Below are 24,320 nucleotides of genomic sequence, written 5' to 3'. Positions count from 1 at the left end.
TGACTTGATCACGGGGTCTCAGGACACAGGCTGTGATACAAGATCCCGTGGTCAAGCCACGGGATGACAATTAATAAAATTACTTATTTATGACAAAAGTTATAACACGATTTGCTCCGTCACCGACCGGTATGTTACATGTCGGGAATATCAGGGCAGCATTGCTTAACTGGCTATATGCAAAGAAGCATAACGGACAGTTTATTTTAAGATTTGACGATACGGATCTAGAGCGTAGTAAACAGGAATATAAAGACGCTATCGAGGAAGATCTAAAATTTTTAAATATTAATTGGGATCAGACATTTAATCAATTAAGTCGTTTAAGTAGATATGATGCAATCAAAAATCTATTACTAGACAAAAAAAGATTATATGCCTGCTATGAGACTCCTGAAGAGCTAGAATTAAAGCGTAAATTTCAATTATCTAAAGGTTTACCACCGATTTATGATCGAGCTAGCTTAAATCTAACTGAAGAGCAAGCAAAGAAATATATAGAACAAGGAAGAAAACCGCATTATAGATTTTTGGTAAATCATGAACCGATTAGCTGGCATGATATGATCAAAGGCGAAGTTAAATATGACGGCAAGGCTTTAAGCGACCCAATAGTGATAAGAGCAGACGGTAGTATGACCTATATGTTATGCTCAGTTATTGATGATATTGATTATGATATTACTCATATTATTAGGGGTGAAGATCACGTTAGCAATACCGCCATTCAAATGCAAATGTTTGAGGCTTTAAATACTACTCCTCCGACTTTTGGGCATTTAAGTTTAATAATCAATAAAGATGAGAAAATTTCTAAAAGAGTTGGAGGGTTTGAGATCGCAACTCTTAGAAAAGAAATCGGAATCGAAGCTATGGCAATCGCTAGCTTTTTTAGTTTACTTGGTTCATCAGCACAAATCTTGCCTTATAAATCAATGGAGAAGCTAGCAAATCAATTTGAGATAAGTAGTTTCTCTAAAAGTCCAACTATCTATCAGCCGGAAGATTTAGAAAGATTAAATCATAAATTACTTATAAGTTTAGATTTTGATACAGTAAAAGAACGCCTTAAAGAAATAGATGCCGAGTATATTGATGAAAATTTTTGGTTATCGGTAAGCCCTAACTTGCAAAAATTACGTGATGTAAAAGATTGGTGGGAAATTTGCCATCAAACTCCGAATGTAGAAAATCTAAATTTAGATAAGGAATACTTAAAGCAAGCAGCAGAATTATTACCGAAAGGTGAAATCACTAAAGATAGCTGGAGCATTTGGACTAAAGAAATAACAAATATAACAGGCAGGAAAGGTAAGGAGTTATTTTTACCTCTTCGCCTTGCTTTAACCGCCAGAGAATCAGGACCGGAAATCGCAAGCGTTTTACCTTTGATTGATAGAGAAGAGATAATAAAGCGTTTAACTAGTGCGTGACTCTCTATGTCATTCCCGCGAAAGCGGGGATCCAGTAAAAATAATCTTATTGGTACAAAAATTATATATTTGGTAAAATAAACATATAAAAACAAGTTTTTATATGTTTTACTAGATTCCTGCTTTCGCGGGAATGACATAGAAACCATGCAACTCCTCGCAATGACAATTGAGTATGACAATATTTTAATTATAATACTCTATCATGTGAGTATTAATAGCACCGGCAAGCTTTGCGGTATCACCGTAAATATTATCGGCAATAAGAGAAAGTATACCTGCTGTTCCTGCTACTAAACCTTCCCACAGTTTCATAAGCTACATATCCTGCAGTTAGTCCTGCTTTTACTGTATTTTTTATTAATCGGACAGCGAAATTAAAATTGCTCCTAATGTAAAAGCACCGATAAAAACCGGAGGATTGTAATAAGCAAAAGTTGCAAGGCTTGCTACAGTTGCTTGAGCAAATGTAGATACAACAGAATAATTAGAGTTGTTCACATCAGAAACACAACCCTGAACGGAACATACAGTTTTTGCACCGTTTTCTATCACATTAATAGCATGTTCCGTTGCTAAGGTAGCACATACATTGTGAAATCTGTCGCAGCTTTGGTAGCATTTTGAAAATGAATTGTAGCACTGTCAAAGTAACTAGATGTTTTTTTTGAAGTTTTTACAATCATTATTATTGTAATTGACGTTTCCGCTATTTATTTGTGGCCCCGTATAGTTTTTTGTCATGATTTTTCCCCTTAAAATTAAATCGTGACGCAATTATAACTTAAATGTTGTTGTGTTAATGGATATTATTAATAAATAATTAAAAAATTAATAATACTTTAAGATAAAAAGAAGTTTTAGCTGTTAAAAAACTTTTTGATTTTTAGCTTATCTTCTTTAGACAAAGTAGGCTTGAACCCGTATATATCTTTTTTATTAGCACTTTCAGGTCTAAATTGAAACTCGCCTTTAATTGTGTTGCTTGTAACTATCTGATCAGGAGAACCCCATTTAGGAAAATCATATTTTATAACTATGTCCCTGTTTCTAAGTCCAGATTTATAAGCGTTACTATTTTCGTCAATATCTTTTATTGTATAATTATTTATTAAAGCATCTCTATCAAAACCACGATCATATGCCCACATTGTTATTTTCTCGATCGGCAGCACTTTAGCAACATTAGCTAAATCTATAGTTTTACCTTGTTCTATATATTCGTTTATCTCTTTATCTATGCCCTTTGGAACATAATTTTTAACTATTGTTTTAAAATAATCGCTTGAAAATTCTTGTTCTTTTGAGGTTTTAAATAAATCAAGCATAACATTATCCAGCGATTTACTCTTATTATTCTCTTTAATGAAATTGTCCAAATAAAGTGCCAAAACAAATCCACGATAATATGGCAATCTTTGTACTGCATAATCTTGCCAATAATCTGTTTCGATTAAATTATTATGTTCATTTATAACAGGTGATAAATAATAATTCTCAAAGAATTTATTAAATTCTTCTACAAATTCCTCAAGCGTTATAACACTAGAACGTAAGGCTAAAACCCTGCTATAATAATCGGTAAATCCCTCACTCCACCAATAATTTAATCGTTCTAAGTTATTACGTATTTTCTTCCCTGTCCAATTATGTAGATGTTCATGAGCAAGTAACGTTATATAATCCTGTTTGTCCAAACCTTGAGGAATAAATGCAGTAAAACTATGAGTTAAGCCCGTTCTGCCTATATGTCTAGGTTGATTCCCCTCGATTAAGCTTAGTAGATAATAAGGAAAATCATTATCATGGAAAAATGTTCTTTGTCCCTTGATAATTTTATTTATATAAGCAGCTATTTCTTAATCTTTAAAATCAAATTGACCATGTAACGAAAGATATACAGGATTTTTTTGATCGACAATTTTGTAAACACGTAAATCACCCGCTGCATAAACTGCACTATATAATTCAATCGGCATAGCTTTAAATTTCACGCTTTTACCAAGACCATAATCTGATATTGTTTCCCAACTATCAGGAATATTATTCCATTCAATGTTAAACGCTACTATATCATTTCCATTTAGATCACCGGGAGTAGCAAAAAGCCCATAACCCGGTGAATGAATTAAATTTTGTCTAATTATTGCTTCGTGGATATCACAAGGATTACCGGTTTTTTGATATATTGCGTAGCTTAAACGAATAATATTGATTTTTCCCGTATTTAACATAGCTTTATTCGAGTCTTGATTTCTAAACTGTAATTTTCCAATAGGATATTCTAGCTTAACATTTTTGATTTGCTTGTAATATGTAGGCATTTGTCCATGCATAGGGTAAATCTAAAACAACCTCACCACTCATATTGCCGATTATTTCCGTCTCAACTTTGATAGCTGAAACAGACGTATTAGACAAAGGTGTTATTTTGTAATGTATCTGCCTATAAGTATTTGCGGATACTAGATTTGAAATTAGAATTCTGATTTACAGAATTTTTATTATTTTTTATGGATTGCCACACCGCCTATATGGCTGCTCGCAATGACGATATCTATGTATGCATGTATTCTATTTAATTATTACTTCCTGACCATTAGCCCATAAGCTTCTATGTCTTCAAGCCATTTAGCGTTTTCTATTAAATATGATTCTTAAAATTCGGCAAGTGTAGGATCAGGTTCGCCTGTTAAATTTTTAAGCCCGTTAAATAAAATGTCTAAAAAACCTATTTTATTCTTTTTACAATAATCTCCTACATCTTCAATATGCTTCGCACGATCATCAACAAATACAATAAAACTAGCATTTAGCTCTTCAGAAAATTTTGATAAAGTACCACTTTTTGAGTGATTACCGGTTATAAATATACCTTTATAAAAAATAGCATCATCCTTTTGTCCTGAATTATAAATTGCTAATTTTTCATTATCTGAAAATTCGATACCCAGCTCTTTTAGTTCTTTATATCGCCAATCTTGCATAGAAGGAATATTGCCGAATGCTCCCGTATTCATTTGTGTAAGACCATAAACCGAAAACTTTTCCTTGAGCTTGTTTATAACTTCTACCCACTCTTCATCAATTAATATTACTTTTCGCTGCAAACGCCAATTACTGATAATTTCCTCATAATTGTCATAACTACTTTTATTTTCCTTAATTCTATCAATTATTTGATTATAAGGCGGCTGCTTAAAAGTTTTTGATTTAGGAGTTATAAGCGTATCGTCAACATCAATGAATATAGATGCACGAGTAGGAGCATTTTTTATTATTAAATCATAAACTTTTTCGGCACTATCGGCAGTTTCAAAATCTTTCATATATACTCCGAAGTAAAATGAAGAGTAGTGATACGAAGTTTAACTTGGAAAAGAGTAATCGGTCTGTCAGCCGAGGAGCGGAGCGTATATTAAACGTTCAGCATCCGAGGTCTTACAAAGACATTGTTGCTAATTTTTCAAGTGGGGCGAGTATCAAATTTAATATTAAGTTCTTCAGTTAAAATAGCCATTAATTCAAGCCCTGCTCTATTTGTCCATTCGCCTTGTTCATAAAAAAAATGATAAGGACCGCTAACCGGCGACGACAACCAAATTTCTTTGGCGGCACTTTGTTTATTTATTACATATACCCCTTTATCAGTATCAAGGTTTAATATATCGCCTTGTAAATCTACATCTATACTTGCTTCTTTATCCTGCTCTTCTATCTTTTCTGCTATATATGCAATTGTTGTCTCGGCTATTTTACTAAATTCACTATTATTCATATTATTCATGATAACATCCCTTAAGTAGATAAAAATATACGCAAATCAACTTCAAAAAGAGTAAGGAGTCTATAAGGCAAGGAGCGGAGCGTATACTTAATACATAAGCACCACAGCTCTTATAAGACGACGCAGCCAATTTTGAAGTTCATCGAGTAGATGGTTTTTCAGGATCAATTGCCGGCTCAGGTACTTTAATCAAACTTTTTCGATAAGTTTCAACAAATCTATTATGATCATTAAGATTGTTAGAAAAATTATGCCCGCCTTTACCGTCAACTACAAAAAATAATGCATCCGTTTTAGCAGATTTTACCACTGCTTCTAAAGATTTTAACGACGGACAAGAAATCGGACCGGGTGGTAAACCTTTTATATAATAAGTATTATAGGGTAGTTCTTGCAATAAATCTTTTTTTGTTAAAGCTCTTGCTAATTTAAATTTTCCTTCAGTCAAAGCATATATAGTAGTCGAATCGGCTTGTAGCTTCATATTTTTCTTTAAACGATTAATGAATACTGCTGCTATAATAGGCTTTTCTGCATTTGAGCCGGCTTCTTTTTCAATTATCGAAGCTAGCGTTAATACCTCAAGTCTAGTTTTTAATGGAGAATCCGGTGCAAGATTTTGCATTACTTTATCTAAATTAGCAGACATTAAATTTCTCATGTGATCAATTATCTGCTCTTTTTGATCACCGTAAGAAAAAAAATACGTGGAAGGCATTAAAAAACCTTCAGGTATTATCCCTTTTATTTCTCCAAGTAATCGACTTTCTTCATTAATTTTCTTTATAACCTCACTAACTACCGTACCTTCCGGGACAATTATCTTGTGTATTATAGATTTACCGCTTGCTAATATTCTTAAAGTTTGCAGAGGCGATATATTACGAGTAAACACATATTCACCACTTTTAAGAGGTCTTTTTATAGAATAAATTTTAGCAATTACCTTAAAAATTCTTGGATATTTGATTACTTCATTAGAATAAAGTTTTGTAACTATTTGATTTACGGATAATTTAGGTTCAATAATTATCGTTTTATTTTGAGTAAGATCACCCGGCACAAAAATATAAAATATACTAAAATTTAGCAAAGTAATAAATATAGTTAGAGATACTATAACTAAAAAAAGTTTAGTTTTTAATAGGTTGTTTAACATAATAACTATTATTTTATAAGGCTTAGAAATATTGATAAAATAATTACCATGAAATGTGGTTTTTTTCTTGACATTTGAAATAACATATAGTAAAACTAACTTTTTGCTAAATTTAAATTATATAGTTTGTGCTAAATCAATCAATAGTTTTAATATTTGGTAATTAAAATGAGATAACTAATGAGCAACAAATTAATAACGCAAACCAATTTACTATAACAATAGTATACTCCTGTAAAATGAAAAGTTAGAATTTTTATTACAAACAAAAAATATACATCTTTATTCATAGTGCATATTACTATACCGGCGTTAATACTGATCTTATAATGGGCATTATATATTATGATACAAGATCACAATACCGATCTAAAACACGAAGAACAGACTGCAAGGTTAAAAGCTTTACAAAATAAGTTAGGAAACTTATCCGGTTTCTTGACAACAATGCGTTCTGATAACAATGAGGAATACAAAAAAATTTCCAATGATTTAAAAATTTTAATGAAACAAATTAATACTATAAGAAAAAACATGGAAATATATTTTGTTATTATATTAATATTAATGTTTATTATAATTCAGAAAATGTTGTGGACCACCGGTTTCAAGTACTAATCTTTCTCTTTTAACAACTTTATTTTAGGTTCTAAGAACTCCTGTTTAATAATTGCTGCAGCTATATAAGAAGGTACAGCGTCATCTCGATCACTTGATACAAGCGAATTTTCCAAGCTAAGCCTGTGTTCACGTACTTTTGTACACCTAGCTAGCTTGCCTTTAAATTCATCGTGTCTAAAACTTTCTGAATTTAGCTGTAATCGGTTTGATTTAAATCCTAATTGCTGCAAAATTTTTTGGCTTTCTATTACCTGCTCATAAGCTTTCTTAGAATTAAATAATAACTCTTGAAGCTTATTACTAATAAGATTAGCTCGGCAATTAAATTGGATAAATTCCGGAATTATTTCTTTATCGGCTATAATATTTATCAACGTAACATATTTTATTTTTATCAATAGCCTGATAATAAAAAAGCTTATAAGATTAACTTTATAAGCCACAATCATAGGAGTACCGGAAGCTGCTATCTCTAAAGTATTAGTACCGGATTTTGCTAAAGCTACATCCGCAACAGCATAAGTTTTAAGTCTCTCACTTGAAAATAAATAATTAAACTTAACATCTTCTAGAAACGGTTTTATTATTGCCTCATGAGCAGGATTTGCAAGAGTAAATATAACTTTAAGATTATCACAACTCTTGAATATTTCTTCAATAGAAGAAACAAAAACCGATAAATGCCTTAGAATCTCACCCTTTCTACTACCAAGAGTAACACACAAAACTCTCTCATTCTCATCTATTTTAAACTCTTCACGTAAAGCTATTTTATCACTATAAAACTCTTGCTCCATAATCGGATGACCTATATATCTACAATCAAGACCGACTTTAGTAAAATATGGAGGTTCAAACGGTAGTAAAGCAAATAAACAATCATAAATTTTAGCGTATTTTACTGCCCTACCCTCTTTATATGCCCAAACTGACGGTGCAACGATATGAATCATTTTCAGCTTTGGTAAAAGTTTCCTTACTCGCTTTGCCACACGATAAGTAAACCCTGGTGAATCTATGGTAATTAATAAATCAGCTTTACTATTTATTATATCCTCCACAGTTTTATCAATTAATTTTTTAAGCTTAAAAATATGAGGCAAAATTTCTACAAAACCCATTAAATTTATGGAAGTAATAGGAAATAAGCTTTTAAAGCTACCGGCTTCCTCCATATATTTGCCGCCAACACCAACAAACTGTACAGCGTCATTCACAAAACTTGATACAGGTGAATTGAGTTGTACTCCTGTATTGTTTTTTAAATGCTGCATTATACGACCACCTACAAAGTCTCCTGACACCTCACCAGCTATAAAGTAAATTTTTGTCATTAAAGATAGTTATTTTTTAAGGTTCTCAATTTCTGTTTGTAATCGCTCTATTTCTTTTATAGATACTTCAGTAATCTCATGTATTTTTTCTATCGAGTTTTTTTTCATTAACATCTTTGTTGCTATTTTTATACTTTTTGTAACTTCACCTTCTTGTTTACTTTTTTCCTCCCCTACTCTATTCCTTTTGCCATACCTTGTTCTCTACCTTTTTCTTCAGCAGAAACTATATAATCACGCTCTTTATAGCTTTTATTCATATAGGCATGATAAATTATTTGCTCTTTAGGAGTCATCTTCAGTATATCAAGACGTTTTGCTACTTTCTTCATATATGGTGATTTAAAATCTTTCTTAACTTCAGAATGTTTTACTACATATAGCCATTCATCCAATTCATCTCTTATAACATCATTAAATAATGGTACTGATATTACAACATATTCTGGAAATACATTATATAAATCAAATATTTTACCTCTCATATCTCCCAAAGAAAATTTCATAGGGTGTTTTTTATCAACTTTTCTAAAAATAGTCTTACCGTGATATAAAGGTGCTTTCATATTATCAAAAGGAAAATACAATAAATTAATATGAAATATTTTTTTATAGTAGAATAATCCTCGCTCTTAGAAATACTATCAACTATTAATCTACTAGAATTAAAACAAGCTTTATGCATAAAAAGATTTGTATAGGATTTATCTATTTACTATATATTTATGCCCTTCTTCATCTTCCACAATGACATCTGCTACGCTAGATTTTAAGCTATCATTTTCTTTATTACTGCCACTTTCTAGTAAGGGGCTTTTATTTTAACAGCACTATAACCAGCATCTTTAAGAATAGCCGAAATAAATCCCTCGACTATTTCATAATCCCCTTTATCTTTTAATAAATATTTTATAGCGTAATCAAAACTGATTATAGTACTCATATCTTTTATCCTTAAATCATCTTAAATATATTGCAAAAAATGAAGACAGTATACGAAGATCAACTTCAAAAAGAGCAAGGAGTCCACAAGGCGAGGAACGCAGAGTATACTTAATACGTGAGTACCGAAGCTCTTGTAGGACGACGTAGCATTTTTGAAGTTGATCTTCGTATACATATTATCAAATTCCATTTTACGGTAACTCAAAGCTTCTGCAATATGCACTTTCAAGACCTTATCAACATTCTTAAGATCAGCAATCGTGCGTGCTACTCTAAGTATTCGGTTATAAGCACGCATTGATAAACAAAATTTATTTGCCGCTTCATTCAGTAAATCTTTACCTTCATCCGCAGGCATAGCATAATCTATTAATAACTGCCCATCTAATCTGTTATTTGTTTTAATATTATAGCCCTCATATCTCTTTTCTTGAATTAAACGTACTTTCTCAACTCTTGCAGCTATATATTCAGATTCTTCCTCAGAGTTATCTACAATCAAGTCATAATTATAAACATTAATACTAGATACTTCTATATGCAAATCAAATCTATCCATAATAGGTCCCGATACTTTCATTTGATAGTCGCTAGCACATTTTGGAGCTTTCATACATTCTTTATAAGAATCGCCTCAATAACCGCATTTACAAGGATTCATAGCTGCTATTAACTGGAAATTTGCCAGATATTTTATATGAGCATTTGATCGTGAGATTAGTATTTCACCGTTTTCAATAGGCTTTCTTCATGCATCAATAACATGCTGTGGAAATTCAGGTAGTTCATCTCAAAATAATACTCCGTTATGAGCTAGCGTAATTTCCCCAGGCTTTACTTTTTTTCCGACACCGCCACCGACCATAGCGGCCAATGAGCATGAATAATGTGGAGTTCTACACGGCCTTGCTTTGGTAAGTTTACCGTCTAAAAATTTTCCTGCAATACTTGTAATCGTACTACATTCTAAAATTTCTTTTGTAGACATTTTAGGTAGTATACTGGGAAGACAGGCAGCAAGTCTTGATTTACCGGTTCCGGGAGGACCAAACATTAAAAGGTTATGCCACCTGATGCTGCAATTTCTAAAGCTTGTTTAGCAATTTTTTGACCTTTTATATCTTTAAAATCGGGATAATTTATCGGCTCATCTTGTAGCTTAGCTTCCGGAGGAGTTAAAACTTGTGAACCTTAAAATGATTTACTAGTTCAATTAAATTACCTGCAACAAGTATATTATCATTACCCGACCAAGCAACTTCCGAGCTGTTTTTACTTGAACAAATAAGACCTTTACCTCTAACAGAAGCCCCAATCGCTGCAGGTAAAGCTCCACTTACCGGTAAGCTTGAACCGTCTAATGATAGCTCTCCTATTATCAAATATTCCGCAATTTCAAGTTCAGATAAAATATTCATTGCGGTAAGGCACAAGCAATCGCAAGATCGAAGTGGCTTCCTTCTTTTACTAAATCTGCCAGAACTAAATTTATTAAAATCTTTTTAGTATGTAGTGCAAGCCCTATAGAAGATAACACTGCTTTAACACGTTATACTTGCTATATGCCTTATCATGAAATTTTTCTTAAAATACTATTTTGCTAGGTTGTAGATGTTATTGCATGGATACTACTAAATCGTCATTGCGAGCAGACATAGGCTGCGTGACAATCTCATGAAATAATAACAAACTCCTGAGATTGCTTGGTCAATTACTGACGTAATTGCCTCGTAATGATGAAAAATAACAATCTTACCTTAACCATTGATTGAAAAACGTACTATAGAACAAACTTAGCTAAGTCGAGATTAGTTATTATTTTTGATAATTGATTTTCTACGAATTTATCATCGATAGTTATTTTTTTGCCTTTCATTTCGCTAGCTTCAAAGCTTATATCCTCAAGCAAATTCTCAAGTATAGTATGCAGCCTTCTAGCCCCTATATCTTCGACTTCTAAATTAACGGTGATCGCATAATCCGCTATCTTCTCAATAGCAGAAGCAGCAAATTCAAGACGTACGTCTTCAGTACCTATTAACGCCGAATATTGTTTTATTAAACTAGTTTCAGGCTCAAGCAATATTTTAATCATATCATCTTTGGTAAGCGAATTTAATTCTACTCTAATCGGTAACCTTCCTTGTAACTCCGGTAATAAATCAGAAGGTTTAGCAATATGAAAAGCACCGGAAGCAATAAATAATATATGATCGGTTTTAACCGGTCCATATTTAGTATTAACCGTCGTGCCCTCTATCAAAGGTAGCAAATCTCTTTGCACTCCCTCTCTACTTATTTCGGCATTTTTTGCTCCGGAACTACCAGTTGAAGCTATTTTATCAATTTCGTCAATAAAAACTATACCGTCATTTTCAGCTAAATTTATAGCTTGCTGAATAATTTTTTCTTGGTCTATTAATTTTTCTGATTCTTCAGGTATAATAATAGCCATAGCATCTTTAACTAGCATTTTTTTTGTTTTAGTCTTACTACTGCCAAGGGCTCGTCCAATCATATCGCCAAGATTAAGAACGCCCATAGATGCTCCCGGCATACCCGGTATTTCAAAACTTCCACCGCCGACAGGTGTAGTATCAGCTACGCTAATTTCAATTTCCGTATCATCAAGTTCGCCGTTTAAAATTTTTTCTTTGAACTTTTCTCTAGTCTCACTACTAGAAGTTTTACCTACTAAACTATCTAATATTCTCTCGATCGCTTTTTCACGGGCATGAATATCTACTTTCGTTTTTGCTAAAGTTTTTTCAGTATTAACGGCTATTTCGACTAAATCACGAATTATTGATTCTACATCACGCCCTACATATCCGACTTCGGTAAATTTAGTTGCTTCAATTTTATAGAAAGGAGAATTAGTCAGCTTTGCAAGGCGTCTTGCTATTTCCGTTTTCCCGACACCGGTTGAACCAATCATTAAAATATTTTTCGGTACTATTTCATTATGTAAATTACCTTCTACTCTTTTACGACGACAACGATTTCTAAGTGCAATAGCAACAGCTTTTTTGGCCTTTTCTTGACCTACGATAAATCTATTAAGTTCATTCACTATTTGAGAAGGGGTAAGCCCCATAGGGTCTTTTTTATAAGTAGTTTTAGTAGCTTTCATACAACTTTTTCCATTATAATATTATGATTAGAAAATACACACAAATCTGCAGCTATATTCATAGATTTTAAAGCAATTTCTTCAGCAGTTAAATTATTCTCGTAAGACATTAGAGCGCGAGCGGCAGATAGTGCAAATAAACCGCCTGAACCTATTGCTGCAACATTATTTTCAGGCTCTACGACATCACCGTTACCGGTTAAAATTAATATATGACTACGATCAGCAACAATCATCATTGCTTCCAAACGTCTCAAATATTTATCGCTACGCCAATCTTTTGCAAGCTCAACTGCACTTCTAAGTAAATTATGCTTATGTTGCTCTATCTTTACTGCAAGCTTTTCAAATAACGCAAGACCGTCAGCCGTAGAACCCGCAAAACCGGCAATAATTTTATTATTTGCTATAGTCCGAAGTTTTCGTGCTGTAGATTTTAGTACGGTATTACCATGCGAGACTTGTCCATCTGCTGCTATAATTATTTCTTCGTTCTTTTTTAAACAAAGTATTGTTGTACCGTGTAAGGATAAATTATCTGACATAATATAAAATTTATTGATATTAAGTTGTTAATTAAGTACTATTAGAATTACTGTTAAGTAGACGAATAGACGAAGTTTAATTTGGAAAAGAGCAAGGAGTCTGTAAGCCGAGGAGCGGAGCGTATATTAATACGTGCGCATCCGAGGACTTACCAAAACGACGTAGCCAATTTTCCAAATTAAACGAGTATACTTGACTAATCCAATTTAATTAATTATTGTCCCTTGAATTTTCAAGGCTTAAACTTAAATAATGAATATATACGCAATATACATTAACTCCACACAAAAAAATAATAATTTTATTGTTATTGCAGAAGGCTTTTCATGGATAGCGGCTCTTTTAAGTATATTTTGGGCATTATACCATAAAATGTGGTTAATTGTTGCTATTGCCGTAATAGCGAATATAATCGTTACGGCGATTAATATCGAAGAGTTAAAGTTTATATTTAAGATAGTCTTAATATTAGGCTTCGGCTTTTTTGCTTCAGATATTAGAGAAAATTATTTAAAAAGAAATAATTACCGACTAGAAGATATAATAATTGCCAACTCTAGAATTGAAGCTGAATTAAAATTTCTAAAACGTAGTATGCTTGTTTAACAGCAACGTGGTTTCATAAATATTAAATCGTCATTGCGAGCAGTCGTAGACTGCACGGCAATCCAGAAAAAAATTAAAGAAATGCTAAAATTAGCATTTCTTACTGGATTGCTTCATCAAAACTTACATTTTTTACTCGCAATGACGGAAAATTAAACCATACAATAAAGCTTTTAACAGGAATAAAATGATATATAACAAAGAAAATGTTTTTGCAAAAATCATAGGTAAAAATCTTCCGGCAGAAATAATTTATGAAGACGAACAAATTTTAGCATTCAAAGATATAGCACCCGTAGCACCTGTACATATTATCGTTATACCTAAAAACGAATATATAGATTATGCCGATTTCATCTCTAAAGCTTCTATAGACGAAATAAAACATTTTTTTGCTAAACTTTCTGATATAGCAAATGAAGCGGGTTTAGATAAAGACGGTTATCGTTTAATAACTAATAAAGGCGAGAAATCGGGACAAACTATTTTTCATTTCCATTTCCATATTATCGGAGGTGAAAAACTCATCGGATTAATAAATAATGACTAAAAAATACAATATTGCAGTAATCGGAGCTACAGGAAATGTAGGGCGTGAAACTCTAAATATTCTAGCTGAGCGTAATTTCCCCATTAATAAAGTTTATGCTATAGCTTCAGATAACTCTCTAGGGCGGGAAGTAAGCTTTGGAGAAAAAATACTACAAATTAATAGTTTAAAAAGTTTACATTTTGACGATATCGATATTGCTTTTTTTTGTGCAGGTTCAGAAGTGTCAAAAGAATTTATACCAAAAGCTACTGCTAGTAATTGTGTAGTTATCGACAAATCCTCACTTTTTAGAGTTGATAATCAAGTGCCGTTAATTGTACCTGAGGTTAATTTATCAACACTTAAAGAGTTTAATACTAAAAATATCATAGCTAACCCTAACTGTATCGTCATTCCGCTTGCAGTAGCATTAAAACCGCTAGATAATGAAATAAAGATTAAAAGAGTAGTGATATCTACTTATCAATCAGTATCAGGAGCAGGTAAAGCAGGAATGGACGAACTCTACGACCAAACAAAATCTAAATATGTTTTTGGAGAGAATGATCCTAAGAAATTTCCAAAACAGATTGCATTTAATCTTTTTCCTCATATAGGTGATTTAAATAAAGATGGCTATACAAGTGAAGAAGCAAAAATTGCTTCTGAACTAAACAAAATTATAGGTAATCACTTTAAAGCTAGCGTTACTTCTGTTAGAGTACCAGTATTTATCGGTCATTCTATATCGGTTAACATAGAATTTAACGACAAAATTGATGCCAAAGAAGTCGAAGAAATATTACAAGATGCCGATGGAATTGTTACAATTTCTAATAATAATTACCTTGCGTATATCTCACCCGTTGAAGTGGTAGGCGAAGATGCCGTATATGTCTCCCGAATTAGAAATGACGTAAGTAGAGATAATACGATAAATCTATGGATCACATGTGATAACTTACGTAAAGGAGCAGCTTTAAACAGTGTTCAAATTGCTGAAGAATTAATTAATAATTATTTATAATATAACTAATATGGATAATAAAAATAATAATCTAAATAAAAAAAACCCACTAGTAATAGCATTAGGCGAATGTAGAACAGCTTTTTGGATAGTCTTTTGGTTTGCTTTTGTAATCAACTTACTAATGTTAATTACTCCTCTTTACTCACTACAAGTTCTTGATAGAGTCCTTGGAAGCGGTAATCTACAAACATTATTATTTTTATCAATAATAATCGCATATATTTATTTTGTTTACGGATTATTACAAATTGCTCGTTCTTTTACACTTATAAAGGTAGGAGAATGGCTTGATAGAACAGTAGCTCCCGTAATTTTTGCTTCTTCAATTTCTGCAGCTGCAACACGAGCAAATATGGGTTCTAGCCAATTATTACGTGATTTTCAAGCCGTCAAAACATTCCTAACAAGTACCGGAATTAATACTTTATTCGATGCCCCTTGGAGCCTTATCTATATTGCGGTTATTTTTTCAATTCATCCATATATCGGTCTTATTACCGTTTTTGGTGCAATTATAATAGTTTCAACCGCTTTCTTTAACGCTGCAGCTACTAATAAAACACTTGGTGAAGCTACCGAATTTTCGATCAAAGGTATGACACAAGCCGATATTGCAAACAGAAATGCAGAAGCAATTGAAGCAATGGGAATGATGAAGAATGTTACAAAAAATTGGCATAAATTTAACATATTAGCACTTGATAAGCAATCGGTTGCTAGCTATCGTAACGGTGTTATTTCTAACTTTTCAAGGTTTATCCGTAATATAATGCAAATGGCTGTTACCGGAGTCGGTGCTTACATTGTTGTAAAATCTCACAGTGCAGATATGACTCCCGGTAATATGATTATGAGTTCTATCATAGTCGGTAGAGCTCTTGCTCCTTTCGATAATGCTATTGATTTATGGAAAAGTATGAGCGGTGCTATTAAATCATACAAAAACATTAATAATTTATTTAACACTTATTCTTCTAGAGACGAAACGATGCCAATTCCGAACGTTGATGGTCATCTTACTGTTGAAAATATTTATTATGCTCACCCTATACCGCAATATTTACCGCAACCTCCCGTACCGAAATATATCTTAAAAGGCGTTAGTTTTGCAGTACAACCGGGCGAAGTTTTAGCAATTATCGGTCCTTCGGCTACAGGAAAATCAACTTTAGCTAAAATCATAGTCGGGGTATGGAAAGAATCATCAGGTTCCGTACGTTTAGATAGTGCTGAAATTTATCGTTGGAATAGAGAAGATTTCGGTAGACATGTCGGCTATCTTCCTCAAGGAATAGAACTTTTTAGCGGTAGTATTAAACAAAATATAGCTAGAATGGAAGAAGATGCCGATCCGCAAAAAGTTATTGAAGCAGCTAAAATAGCCGGAGCTCATGAAATGATATTAAGATTCCCTGACGGTTATGATTCTGATATCGGTCCTGCAGGCTCTAATCTATCAGGTGGTCAAAGACAGCGTATCGGGCTTGCTAGAGCTTTTTACGGTAATCCAAAACTCATCATTTTAGATGAGCCTAATGCTAATTTAGATGAGGCAGGTGAAGTTGCCCTTGCAAGTGCCTTAAAACAAGCAAAACTTAAAGGAATAGCAGTTCTTGTAATTTCACATAGACCATCCGTATTATCCGTTGTTGATAAAATTCTAATATTACAGGATGGAGCCGTTGCAGTTTACGGAACGGAAGAAGAGATTCAAAAACACTTTAAAACTTTAAAAAGCGGTACAATTCATATTAATAACTAAAATGTCATATCGTGACTTGATTGGCATTGTTGCATGGCTTCCAAATCATCATTGTGAGGGAACTTTAGTGAGCGTGGCAATCTCATGAATTCTATCGAGATTGCTTCGTCAATTACTTCGTAATTTCCTCGCAATGACGCAAAATACAAACAATACTGACTAAATATAATAATGATTAAATATTATGCAGGACTTAAAACACAATAAACCTCAAATTACTCCGGAACACTTAAAACAATTATTGTCCTTAAGAGAAGATGCGTTAAATCTTAAAGGTCAAAGTTCTAAACGTAAAGCTTTAATAAATACTACATTAAAGAAAACCTCTCATGCTATAGAATTCTTATTAGTAAAACTTGATAGGTTTGTTAATTTTATTACCAAGAAAACCGATAAAGATCGTAATAACGTAGCCCAAGCTGCAAGATCACCTATACTTTTCGGTATTTATGTTATGATCTTTTTAGTATTAATAGGTGGATTATGGTCAGCTCTTGCTCCACTTGATAGTGGTGCTGTAGCTGTCGGTATCGTAATGCCAAGCACAAATAAAAAAACGATTCAACATCATGAAGGCGGAATAATCAATGCTATTTATGTGAAGCAAGGTGATAAAGTCAAAGAAGGCGATAAATTAATAGAGCTTGAAGAAACTAGAATAAAAAGCGAACATGAAAATATTCTTGGTCAGTACCGTAATTTTTTAGCAACTGAAAATCGTTTAATTGCCGAACGTGATAATTTAGAACAAATCGAATTCTCTGATTTTCTAATGCAGGATATCAATTTACCGGAAGTAGCTAAAATAATTCATACGCAGGAAAATTTATTTAGATCTAGAAAAGAAGTATATAACTCAGAGAAAGATGCATTACATCAAAATATTGCTCAACTTGAGAAAAAAATTGAAGGTTTAGAAGCAAAAAAAGTTGCCGCCTCCAAAACTGCTGAAGTTTATCAAGACCGTTTAAAAGCTTTAAGAACGTTAAAAGAAAAAGGCTTTATACAAAAAGCAGCCTTATTAGACCAAGAGGCAAAAGTTGCCGCTTCAAAAAGCGATGTTGCAACAACTGAAGCCGAAATAGCAGGAATACGCCATGCTATTACCGAAACTCAAATTAAAATTATAAATCAACAAAATAAATACACTGAACGGACTTTAACAGAGCTTCGTGAAGCTCAAGTACAAACCGCATCTCTTAAAGAAAAATATAATGCCCTGACGGATTCGCTTAATCGTGTGATAATCAGATCACCTGTTGACGGTATAGTTAATAATTTAAAATATCATACAATAGGCGGTGTTATAAGTCACGGACAACCTATTATGGAAATTTCGCCAACTAATGACCCATTAATAATAGAAGCAAAGGTATCTCAAAAAAACATTGACTCAGTACATGAGGGATTAGTTGCAAAAATACGTTTTAGTGCATTTAAATCAAGAACAACTCCAACATTTACCGGTAAAGTAGTAAGCATATCTCCCGATATCGTACAAGATGAAAGACAGCATCCGGGACAACAGCAAGATAATTATTATGTTGCAAGAGTTGAAATCGATATGGATGAATTTAACAAAGTTGCTAAAGTTAAAAATCTTGAATTACACCCCGGTATGCAAGCTGAGGTACAAATCGTAACAGGTACTAGAACACTACTTAGATATTTACTTGATCCCGTTACTGATACTGCATTTAAAGCTTTCAGAGAAAAATAGATAATTTGAAAATTTTAAGTTAGATAACTTTACGAAACCTAAATATTTACAATATTTATTAAAAATTCTTAATCCTTTATTGACTTTGAATCAAAAGCAGTATAGCGTATTTTGTAATCTAATTAATATACAAAGGTTATGTTAGGATACGAAAAAGAACAAAGAAGTTTAAATAGAGAACAAAAACAAGCAGTCGGATTACTTTCTATAGGTACATTTCTAGAGTATTTTGACCTTATGCTTTATGTGCATATGGCGGTGCTTTTAAATAATTTATTTTTTCCGGAATATGATCCTTTCACTTTTTCGTTGCTTACTGCCTTTTCTTTCTGTTCTACCTATTTGCTAAGACCTATAGGAGCATTAATATTTGGGTATATAGGCGATCATTTTGGACGTAAGATTGTAGTTGTTTTAACTACCCTATTAATGGCTATTACTTGTGTGATTATAGGCAGCATGCCAACATATGCACAGATAGGTATAACAGCCTCTTGGGTTCTTACTATATGTCGTATAATTCAAGGTATGTCAGCAACTGCAGAAGCACGAGGTGCAGAGCTGTACTTAACCGAAAATTCATCTCCTCCTATACAATATCCATTAGTAACAATTATAACCGTATTTTCTGCCGTAGGCACTACGGTAGCACTAGGTATTGCATCAATTTTTACTAATCAAAATATTTATCACCATGAGTCAAGTTGGCGTATAGCCTTTTTCGTTGGTGCAACTATCGCTTTTGTAGGTACTATTGCAAGGACTAGTTTAAAAGAAGCAGAGGCATTTTCAAATAAAAGAAACCAATTAAAACTAAGACTTCAAGAAAATAATATTATGCTTGAAGAAATTGATAAAGATATTCTAGATCAAAAAGTTCCAAACACCACTTCTATTTGGTATTTCTTTATCCAGTGTGCTAGACCACCGTGTTTTTATTTCGTATATATATATTGCGGTGATATATTAACAAGAGAATGTGGATTTACTCCAAATCAAATTATAAATCAAAATTTTTGGGTATCTATAATAGATTTACTCGGTATTATCGGTCTTGCATTTATTAGCTATAAAATCCATCCTTTAAAAATCCTAAAGGTAAAATTATATCTATTTTTTACCTCTCTCATTTTTTTTCCTATAATGTTAAATTATAACCCTACTCCTTTATATATTTTTATTTTTCAATGTTTAGCTGCATTATTCGTATTTGATCACGTACCAGCAGCTCCTATATTTTATAAATATTTTCCGGTTTTTAAGAGATTTACATATACTAGTATGCTAAGTGCAATAGCAAAATTATTTACTTATATTATAACGTCATTTGGTTTAGTTTATATTACCAATTATCTAGGATATTGGGGATTATTTTTAATTTTCATTCCGGTAGGTATAACTTTTTTTATGGGAGTAACTTATTTTGAGAAAATGGAAACGAATCGAAATTTATAATTTTATTAAAAGTAGAATTTATATTAAATTTTAAATTATTTTTATAACATTCAGCATATATAAGCTCTGAAACTGAAGGTATTTCAAGTATTTCACTTAACACTAAAAAGCTTTTTAATGTCTCTTTAATTATTTTATGAGCTTTTTCAGGCGATTTTGCTTCCAAAGTTTGTAAATTATGTATTCTATCAAAAAGTTTTATAAGAGCAGTATCGTATCTTTTTTGTTTAATTAATAAAATAAGACTTTTCTCGCTACTTATTTTGCCCCAAGGTTTAATTCTAGTTAGACCTGCTACATGCCTTGCTACTTCTTCATCAAAAATATTGCTAATTATTTCTTCAGTAAGTTCAGTATCTTCAATAGTGTCATGAAGTAATGCAGCTTGTAGCATTCTAAAAGTAAAGAGTTTAGGCACTTCTTTTGCTACAAATTCCGCTACCATAATCGTTACTGCGATTGGATGAGAATAATAAGGGTCACCTGATTGACGCATTTGCTCACCATGATATTTACGAGCATAATAAATACCTTTTTGAACTTCTCTAATATCGATAGGTTGTTTGACTTGGGTATTTAAAAATAAAAGCCTTTCGATTAATTGATCTGAATATTTACAGCTTTCAAAATTTTTTTCCCAATATTCTATATCTTTCATACAATCGTCCCATTATATATATATTATAAATATAAATATATATATATATATATATTTATTTATTTATTTTATTGGTTTTTTTGATGATTATCTTTTATATTTTCTTTTTAAAATCCAATTATTATTTATTAAAAATCTCTATATTTAATAAATTTTCTATTTTTAATGCTAAAAAATAACTATATATTAAAAATAGTTTTTTACAAAGGTTTATATGTCATTCTTAACTATCACCTACATTTTTCTCATTACAACAATATTTCTTTTTCGTCTGTATGGCGTAGGAAGTATTCTTTCGAGGGTTTTTTAAAAAGAACATTACAAAATCTTTTACCAAAACAGCAGATTTTAGCTGTTATTATAGCATCTTTAATATTTGGGATTACATATTTTCAAGGCAGAATATATAGCTTTAAGCACTATATGCGGTTTTTTCTATGGTTATGCATATTATAAAACAGGCAAAATATTATGCTCTGTGATAGTTCATTTCGGTCTAAATTTATGCCATGTATTATTATTTACTTATCCTGCTCTTAAAACTTTGTGAAATAAATGTAATTTTAATAGACAAAGTTATAGAGTTTTTTTATTTACAAATAGTAAACATAATAACTAAGTTTTATGAACAAAGACATCCCTACAGATTTATTACCTTCAGAATATGAGTTAGCAAGCTCTAGTAATGCTGCTTTGACCCTATTTTTAATGGAAGCAACCTTATTATTCTTGTTTGGTTATTGCTGCTACTGTTGTTTCAATAATGAGCCAAAAGATATGGGGCTTGAATTAATCGGTGATCACCACGAACATGATGAATAATATTTTTTAATTATTGCATGGTTCTTAATGTCATTCCTGCGAAAGGCTTACCTACGTGGCTCGAAAATAGTCATTGCGAGGAAATTATGAAATAATTGATGAAGCAATCTCAGGAGTTTGTTATTATTTCATGAGATTGCCATGCAGTCTACGACTGCTCGTAATGACGGGGTGGTATCCACGCAGGCAATGCCCAACCTACAATTTACTTGGATCAAAGCTAAAATTAATCTCTTTCCAATGGTTAAAGCGTGCAGAGTCAAGGTTTTCGATAGGGCTTGCTTGCCATACCGCTCTAATTGCATTATCTGCCAAAGCTTCACAAACACTAGCCGGAATATTAGGACAGATTTTTTTGTTAACCTTTGCCTGCTCAACATTACCTGCTTTATCTAGCGTAATACTAATAATGACTTTTACCTTATTATTACCTCTAACTCCTGCCGGTACATTACTCCAATGTCTTTCAATCTGTCTTTTTATCAAAGATGTTTCACTATCGGAAAGACGCAGCCCATCCGTATAAACCCCTTTAGCTTCTTGTACATTATCAGCTTTTTTTGACCTTTGATGCTTATTGGATTTTACATTATCCCCTTCTGAAGATTGCTCTAAATGCTTCAGCAAAGAATCAAGCTCATCGGTTTTAGGCTCTTTTTTCTTCACATCTTTAGGTTTCTCAGCCGGTTTCGTTTCCTCTTTCTTTTCTTCGGGCTTCTTCTTTTCTTCTGCTTGTTTTTTTTCTTCTTCTTTAGGTTTTTCTTCCTTTACTTCTTCTTTCTTCTCAGGTAACGCTTCTTTTGCTTCTTCAGACTTTGGTTCTTCTATAGGTTTTTTCTCTTCTATTTTAGGCTTTGCTTCCATTGTTTTAGCCTCAGGCTCTTTTGCTTTTTCTTCTTTAGGCAAATCTTGCGGTTCTTCTTTTGGCTTACTCTGCTCAGATTTTTTAGCGTCTTCGTTTTCTATAGGGGCTTCTTTTTGCTTTGTCTGAGTGATAATATTTGATTTATCGCTAACAGGTAACATTTCAAAAGTTATAGTTTGCTCTTCCGGTAATTTTTCAAAAAGTGACGGCATACCGAATAGAAAAAAATATAAAAGAAGTAAGTGCAGAACAATAGAGAAGCTAAGGAAAACCGTAAAATTATCCTTATTTTGATTACTTTTCATTATTTTTAATATTTGAAATAAGAGCTACACGAGAAAAGCCGGCAGCATGAATTTCGGCAACTATCTCTACTACCTGCCCATAAGAAACATTTCTATCGCCTCTTACAAAAATTCTAGCATCCTTTTTTTCTTTAGTGATATTTGCAAGCTTGTCGGTTAAATGCATTCTTTCTATTGGAATTTCAAGTAAGAAAATTTTGCCTTTATTATTGATCGTAACAACCAAAGGCTCATCCTGACCTGAAATCGGGCTTGAATTTGTCTCAGGCAAATCCACGTTTACTCCTGACACGAGCATTGGAGAAGTAATCATAAAAATAATTAATAGCACAAGCATCACGTCAACAAGCGGCGTAACGTTAATTTCGCTAACTACCGCTCTTTTACTTTTTCTATTACTTCCGGCAAGCTTTATAGCCATTACATTTTCTCCTGATCAATTGCCTTAGAAAGTATAGAGTTTAACTCACTAATAAAATCTTCAATCTTATTATTGATAAGAGTAATACGGGAAATCAGATAATTATAAAAAATTACTGCCGGAATAGCTGCAAATAAGCCTATCGCAGTTGCAAGTAACGCCTCAGCAATTCCGGGAGCTACTACGGCAAGAGAAGTATTTTTTGAAGTAGCAATCGATTGGAAGCTATGCATAATCCCCCAAACGGTACCGAATAAACCTACGAAAGGAGCACTTGATCCAACAGTTGCCAAGAAGCTTAAATTTTTCTCGAGCTTTTCGACTTCCCTATTTTGAGCTAAGTACATTGCACCCGTTATACGCTCTTTATGGTTGTTTTTTAAGCCTTCAGAAAGCCCTTTAGTGCTTAAGCTTTTACACTCATCCATAGCTGAGACAAAAATTAAAGCTAGCGGATTATTAACCGACCTCTTTATGCTTTCATATAATTGCTCTAATACTCCACCGGACCAAAACACATTTTCAAATGCCCGCATGCTTTTTTGCACTTGCACTAGCTTAAATATTTTATCCAAAATAATAGCCCATGACCAAATAGAGGCAATAAGCAACATCAGCATAACTGACTTACCGATAATGTCGGAGGAGCTTATTAAAGAAAAAATCGATAAATGATCTTGCGTAATGACTTCTAAACCGTCGCTAATATTAGTATCTGCACTCATTGAATATATATTATTTAAATTATTCTAAAATTAAATAATATATTCATATTTTATTTTTGTCATTAGGTTATGTGAAAAATTTTAGTCATCAATTTAGTATGGCTTTTGAAAAACACTTCAGTGTCATACCGTAGCTTGACCACAGTATCCAGAAAACAACTAAAAATACTAATATTATTAGTATTTTTAACTGGATTCTGTGAATAAATCACGAGGTGACACATATTTTTAAACCATTAATTTAATATCTCTTGACTTATGTCAATTTTTCATATAAAATGCCGCTCTTAAATTTAATCTAAAGTTGCACATAAATTAATTCAATATTTAAAAAAACTTGAATCTATAGCTTTTGTTCCATGGCTTAATAAATACAAAATACAAAATACAAACAATTATTTACCTCAGATGAATTAGAAACTGAGCTGTTTGATATAATCATTCAAACTCAAGAAAATAAA

At 32.4% G+C, this 24,320-nt stretch carries 29 protein-coding genes and 3 pseudogenes; 11 read left to right on the top strand and 21 right to left on the bottom strand.

The window, feature by feature from the left end:
- Nucleotides 1-89: 89 nt before the first annotated feature.
- Complete coding sequence (gene gltX / locus RSL_RS02315) at nucleotides 90-1,433, top strand: glutamate--tRNA ligase (RefSeq protein WP_012150650.1); 1,344 nt, start codon at nucleotides 90-92, stop codon at nucleotides 1,431-1,433.
- 186 nt (nucleotides 1,434-1,619) lie between these two features.
- Here the strand turns inward: gltX and RSL_RS10420 are convergent, their stop codons facing one another.
- From RSL_RS10420 to mltG, 7 genes are all read right to left on the bottom strand, one after another.
- On the bottom strand, nucleotides 1,620-1,748 hold the full coding sequence (locus RSL_RS10420; RefSeq protein ID WP_014419770.1) for a hypothetical protein: 129 nt from the start codon (nucleotides 1,746-1,748) through the stop codon (nucleotides 1,620-1,622).
- Between the two features lie 45 nt (nucleotides 1,749-1,793).
- Nucleotides 1,794-1,988 (bottom strand): hypothetical protein, encoded by a 195-nt coding sequence (locus RSL_RS02310; RefSeq protein ID WP_014419769.1) that lies wholly within the window; start codon nucleotides 1,986-1,988, stop codon nucleotides 1,794-1,796.
- 305 nt (nucleotides 1,989-2,293) lie between these two features.
- The gene (locus RSL_RS02305) at nucleotides 2,294-3,130 is read right to left on the bottom strand and encodes a M61 family metallopeptidase (RefSeq protein ID WP_014273368.1); all 837 of its coding nucleotides are present in this window, start codon (nucleotides 3,128-3,130) and stop codon (nucleotides 2,294-2,296) included.
- A gap of 162 nt (nucleotides 3,131-3,292) precedes the next feature.
- Nucleotides 3,293-3,769 (bottom strand): hypothetical protein, encoded by a 477-nt coding sequence (locus tag RSL_RS02300; RefSeq protein ID WP_014419768.1) that lies wholly within the window; start codon nucleotides 3,767-3,769, stop codon nucleotides 3,293-3,295.
- Nucleotides 3,770-4,090: 321 nt separating this feature from the next.
- The gene (locus tag RSL_RS02295; RefSeq protein ID WP_014273367.1) at nucleotides 4,091-4,762 is read right to left on the bottom strand and encodes a DUF2608 domain-containing protein; all 672 of its coding nucleotides are present in this window, start codon (nucleotides 4,760-4,762) and stop codon (nucleotides 4,091-4,093) included.
- A gap of 137 nt (nucleotides 4,763-4,899) precedes the next feature.
- Entirely contained in the window at nucleotides 4,900-5,211 is a 312-nt protein-coding gene (cyaY, locus tag RSL_RS02290) for an iron donor protein CyaY (RefSeq protein WP_010977089.1), read from the bottom strand.
- A gap of 148 nt (nucleotides 5,212-5,359) precedes the next feature.
- Nucleotides 5,360-6,379, bottom strand: coding sequence for an endolytic transglycosylase MltG (gene mltG, locus RSL_RS02285; protein ID WP_010977088.1), 1,020 nt, complete (start codon nucleotides 6,377-6,379; stop codon nucleotides 5,360-5,362).
- Between the two features lie 345 nt (nucleotides 6,380-6,724).
- On the opposite strand from mltG, the gene RSL_RS02280 reads away from it, so the two are divergent.
- Nucleotides 6,725-6,997 carry a hypothetical protein gene (locus tag RSL_RS02280; protein ID WP_014273365.1) on the top strand — a complete coding sequence of 91 codons (273 nt, stop codon included), beginning with the start codon at nucleotides 6,725-6,727 and terminating at the stop codon, nucleotides 6,995-6,997.
- Here the strand turns inward: RSL_RS02280 and lpxB are convergent.
- The 10 genes and pseudogenes from lpxB to hslV form a co-directional block, all read right to left on the bottom strand.
- Nucleotides 6,994-8,334, bottom strand: a complete 1,341-nt coding sequence (gene lpxB / locus RSL_RS02275; protein ID WP_014419767.1) for a lipid-A-disaccharide synthase — start codon at nucleotides 8,332-8,334, stop codon at nucleotides 6,994-6,996. The two genes, RSL_RS02280 and lpxB, sit on opposite strands and share 4 nt — an antisense overlap.
- A gap of 9 nt (nucleotides 8,335-8,343) precedes the next feature.
- A pseudogene (locus RSL_RS02265) lies at nucleotides 8,344-8,921 on the bottom strand (hypothetical protein).
- Nucleotides 8,897-9,080, bottom strand: a pseudogene (locus tag RSL_RS07525) (hypothetical protein). The pseudogenes RSL_RS02265 and RSL_RS07525 overlap by 25 nt, the downstream one beginning before the upstream one ends.
- 56 nt (nucleotides 9,081-9,136) lie before the next feature.
- On the bottom strand, nucleotides 9,137-9,277 hold the full coding sequence (locus RSL_RS09280) for a hypothetical protein (RefSeq protein ID WP_014273363.1): 141 nt from the start codon (nucleotides 9,275-9,277) through the stop codon (nucleotides 9,137-9,139).
- A gap of 21 nt (nucleotides 9,278-9,298) precedes the next feature.
- Complete coding sequence (locus RSL_RS10975) at nucleotides 9,299-9,838, bottom strand: magnesium chelatase subunit ChlI family protein (RefSeq protein WP_231287773.1); 540 nt, start codon at nucleotides 9,836-9,838, stop codon at nucleotides 9,299-9,301.
- An 18-nt stretch (nucleotides 9,839-9,856) separates the two neighbouring features.
- Nucleotides 9,857-10,333, bottom strand: a pseudogene (locus tag RSL_RS10970) (ATP-binding protein); the annotation flags it as partial.
- A gap of 121 nt (nucleotides 10,334-10,454) precedes the next feature.
- Nucleotides 10,455-10,697, bottom strand: a complete 243-nt coding sequence (locus RSL_RS09830; RefSeq protein WP_231287740.1) for a hypothetical protein — start codon at nucleotides 10,695-10,697, stop codon at nucleotides 10,455-10,457.
- Nucleotides 10,694-10,816: a magnesium chelatase domain-containing protein gene (locus RSL_RS09825; protein ID WP_231287738.1), complete on the bottom strand. Its 123-nt coding sequence runs from the start codon at nucleotides 10,814-10,816 to the stop codon at nucleotides 10,694-10,696. Before RSL_RS09825 ends, RSL_RS09830 begins: the two co-directional genes overlap by 4 nt.
- 243 nt (nucleotides 10,817-11,059) lie before the next feature.
- Nucleotides 11,060-12,412, bottom strand: a complete 1,353-nt coding sequence (hslU, locus tag RSL_RS02245; protein WP_014273362.1) for an ATP-dependent protease ATPase subunit HslU — start codon at nucleotides 12,410-12,412, stop codon at nucleotides 11,060-11,062.
- Nucleotides 12,409-12,957, bottom strand: a complete 549-nt coding sequence (gene hslV, locus RSL_RS02240; RefSeq protein ID WP_004996101.1) for an ATP-dependent protease subunit HslV — start codon at nucleotides 12,955-12,957, stop codon at nucleotides 12,409-12,411. The genes hslU and hslV overlap by 4 nt, the downstream gene beginning before the upstream one ends.
- 81 nt (nucleotides 12,958-13,038) lie before the next feature.
- Here hslV and RSL_RS07515 point away from each other — a divergent pair, with 81 nt between their 5' ends.
- From RSL_RS07515 to RSL_RS02210, 7 genes are all read left to right on the top strand, one after another.
- On the top strand, nucleotides 13,039-13,140 hold the full coding sequence (locus tag RSL_RS07515; protein WP_014419766.1) for a palindromic element RPE5 domain-containing protein: 102 nt from the start codon (nucleotides 13,039-13,041) through the stop codon (nucleotides 13,138-13,140).
- 70 nt (nucleotides 13,141-13,210) lie between these two features.
- Nucleotides 13,211-13,564 (top strand): DUF2628 domain-containing protein, encoded by a 354-nt coding sequence (locus tag RSL_RS02235; protein WP_004996102.1) that lies wholly within the window; start codon nucleotides 13,211-13,213, stop codon nucleotides 13,562-13,564.
- Between the two features lie 190 nt (nucleotides 13,565-13,754).
- Nucleotides 13,755-14,114, top strand: coding sequence for an HIT domain-containing protein (locus tag RSL_RS02230; protein WP_012150637.1), 360 nt, complete (start codon nucleotides 13,755-13,757; stop codon nucleotides 14,112-14,114).
- Nucleotides 14,107-15,123 carry an aspartate-semialdehyde dehydrogenase gene (gene asd / locus RSL_RS02225; protein WP_014273359.1) on the top strand — a complete coding sequence of 339 codons (1,017 nt, stop codon included), beginning with the start codon at nucleotides 14,107-14,109 and terminating at the stop codon, nucleotides 15,121-15,123. Before RSL_RS02230 ends, asd begins: the two co-directional genes overlap by 8 nt.
- 10 nt (nucleotides 15,124-15,133) lie before the next feature.
- A complete protein-coding gene (locus tag RSL_RS02220; RefSeq protein WP_014273358.1) occupies nucleotides 15,134-16,888 on the top strand; it encodes a type I secretion system permease/ATPase in 1,755 nt (584 codons plus the stop codon).
- A 184-nt stretch (nucleotides 16,889-17,072) separates the two neighbouring features.
- On the top strand, nucleotides 17,073-18,608 hold the full coding sequence (locus RSL_RS02215) for an HlyD family type I secretion periplasmic adaptor subunit (protein ID WP_014273357.1): 1,536 nt from the start codon (nucleotides 17,073-17,075) through the stop codon (nucleotides 18,606-18,608).
- 138 nt (nucleotides 18,609-18,746) lie between these two features.
- Nucleotides 18,747-20,063 carry an MFS transporter gene (locus RSL_RS02210; RefSeq protein WP_014273356.1) on the top strand — a complete coding sequence of 439 codons (1,317 nt, stop codon included), beginning with the start codon at nucleotides 18,747-18,749 and terminating at the stop codon, nucleotides 20,061-20,063.
- Here the strand turns inward: RSL_RS02210 and RSL_RS02205 are convergent.
- Nucleotides 20,014-20,721 carry an HD domain-containing protein gene (locus tag RSL_RS02205; RefSeq protein ID WP_004996129.1) on the bottom strand — a complete coding sequence of 236 codons (708 nt, stop codon included), beginning with the start codon at nucleotides 20,719-20,721 and terminating at the stop codon, nucleotides 20,014-20,016. The genes RSL_RS02210 and RSL_RS02205 overlap by 50 nt on opposite strands.
- A gap of 376 nt (nucleotides 20,722-21,097) precedes the next feature.
- Between RSL_RS02205 and RSL_RS07510 the strand changes: the two genes are divergently transcribed.
- Nucleotides 21,098-21,271: a CPBP family glutamic-type intramembrane protease gene (locus RSL_RS07510; protein WP_014419765.1), complete on the top strand. Its 174-nt coding sequence runs from the start codon at nucleotides 21,098-21,100 to the stop codon at nucleotides 21,269-21,271.
- 74 nt (nucleotides 21,272-21,345) lie between these two features.
- The gene (locus RSL_RS02200) at nucleotides 21,346-21,543 is read left to right on the top strand and encodes a hypothetical protein (RefSeq protein ID WP_014273355.1); all 198 of its coding nucleotides are present in this window, start codon (nucleotides 21,346-21,348) and stop codon (nucleotides 21,541-21,543) included.
- Nucleotides 21,544-21,741: 198 nt separating this feature from the next.
- On the opposite strand, the gene RSL_RS02195 is transcribed toward RSL_RS02200, so the two are convergent.
- The 3 genes from RSL_RS02195 to tolQ are packed head-to-tail and all read right to left on the bottom strand — an operon-like array spanning nucleotide 21,742 to nucleotide 23,859.
- Nucleotides 21,742-22,713 (bottom strand): cell envelope integrity protein TolA, encoded by a 972-nt coding sequence (locus RSL_RS02195; RefSeq protein ID WP_014419764.1) that lies wholly within the window; start codon nucleotides 22,711-22,713, stop codon nucleotides 21,742-21,744.
- Complete coding sequence (tolR, locus tag RSL_RS02190; RefSeq protein ID WP_004996134.1) at nucleotides 22,703-23,134, bottom strand: protein TolR; 432 nt, start codon at nucleotides 23,132-23,134, stop codon at nucleotides 22,703-22,705. Before tolR ends, RSL_RS02195 begins: the two co-directional genes overlap by 11 nt.
- Nucleotides 23,134-23,859: a protein TolQ gene (gene tolQ, locus RSL_RS02185; RefSeq protein WP_004996137.1), complete on the bottom strand. Its 726-nt coding sequence runs from the start codon at nucleotides 23,857-23,859 to the stop codon at nucleotides 23,134-23,136. Before tolQ ends, tolR begins: the two co-directional genes overlap by 1 nt.
- Nucleotides 23,860-24,320 lie beyond the last annotated feature (461 nt).

This window comes from Rickettsia slovaca 13-B, from assembly GCF_000237845.1.
In the GTDB taxonomy this organism is placed as follows: Bacteria; Pseudomonadota; Alphaproteobacteria; order Rickettsiales; family Rickettsiaceae; genus Rickettsia; species Rickettsia rickettsii.
This window is presented reverse-complemented; position numbering and strand designations above follow the sequence as displayed.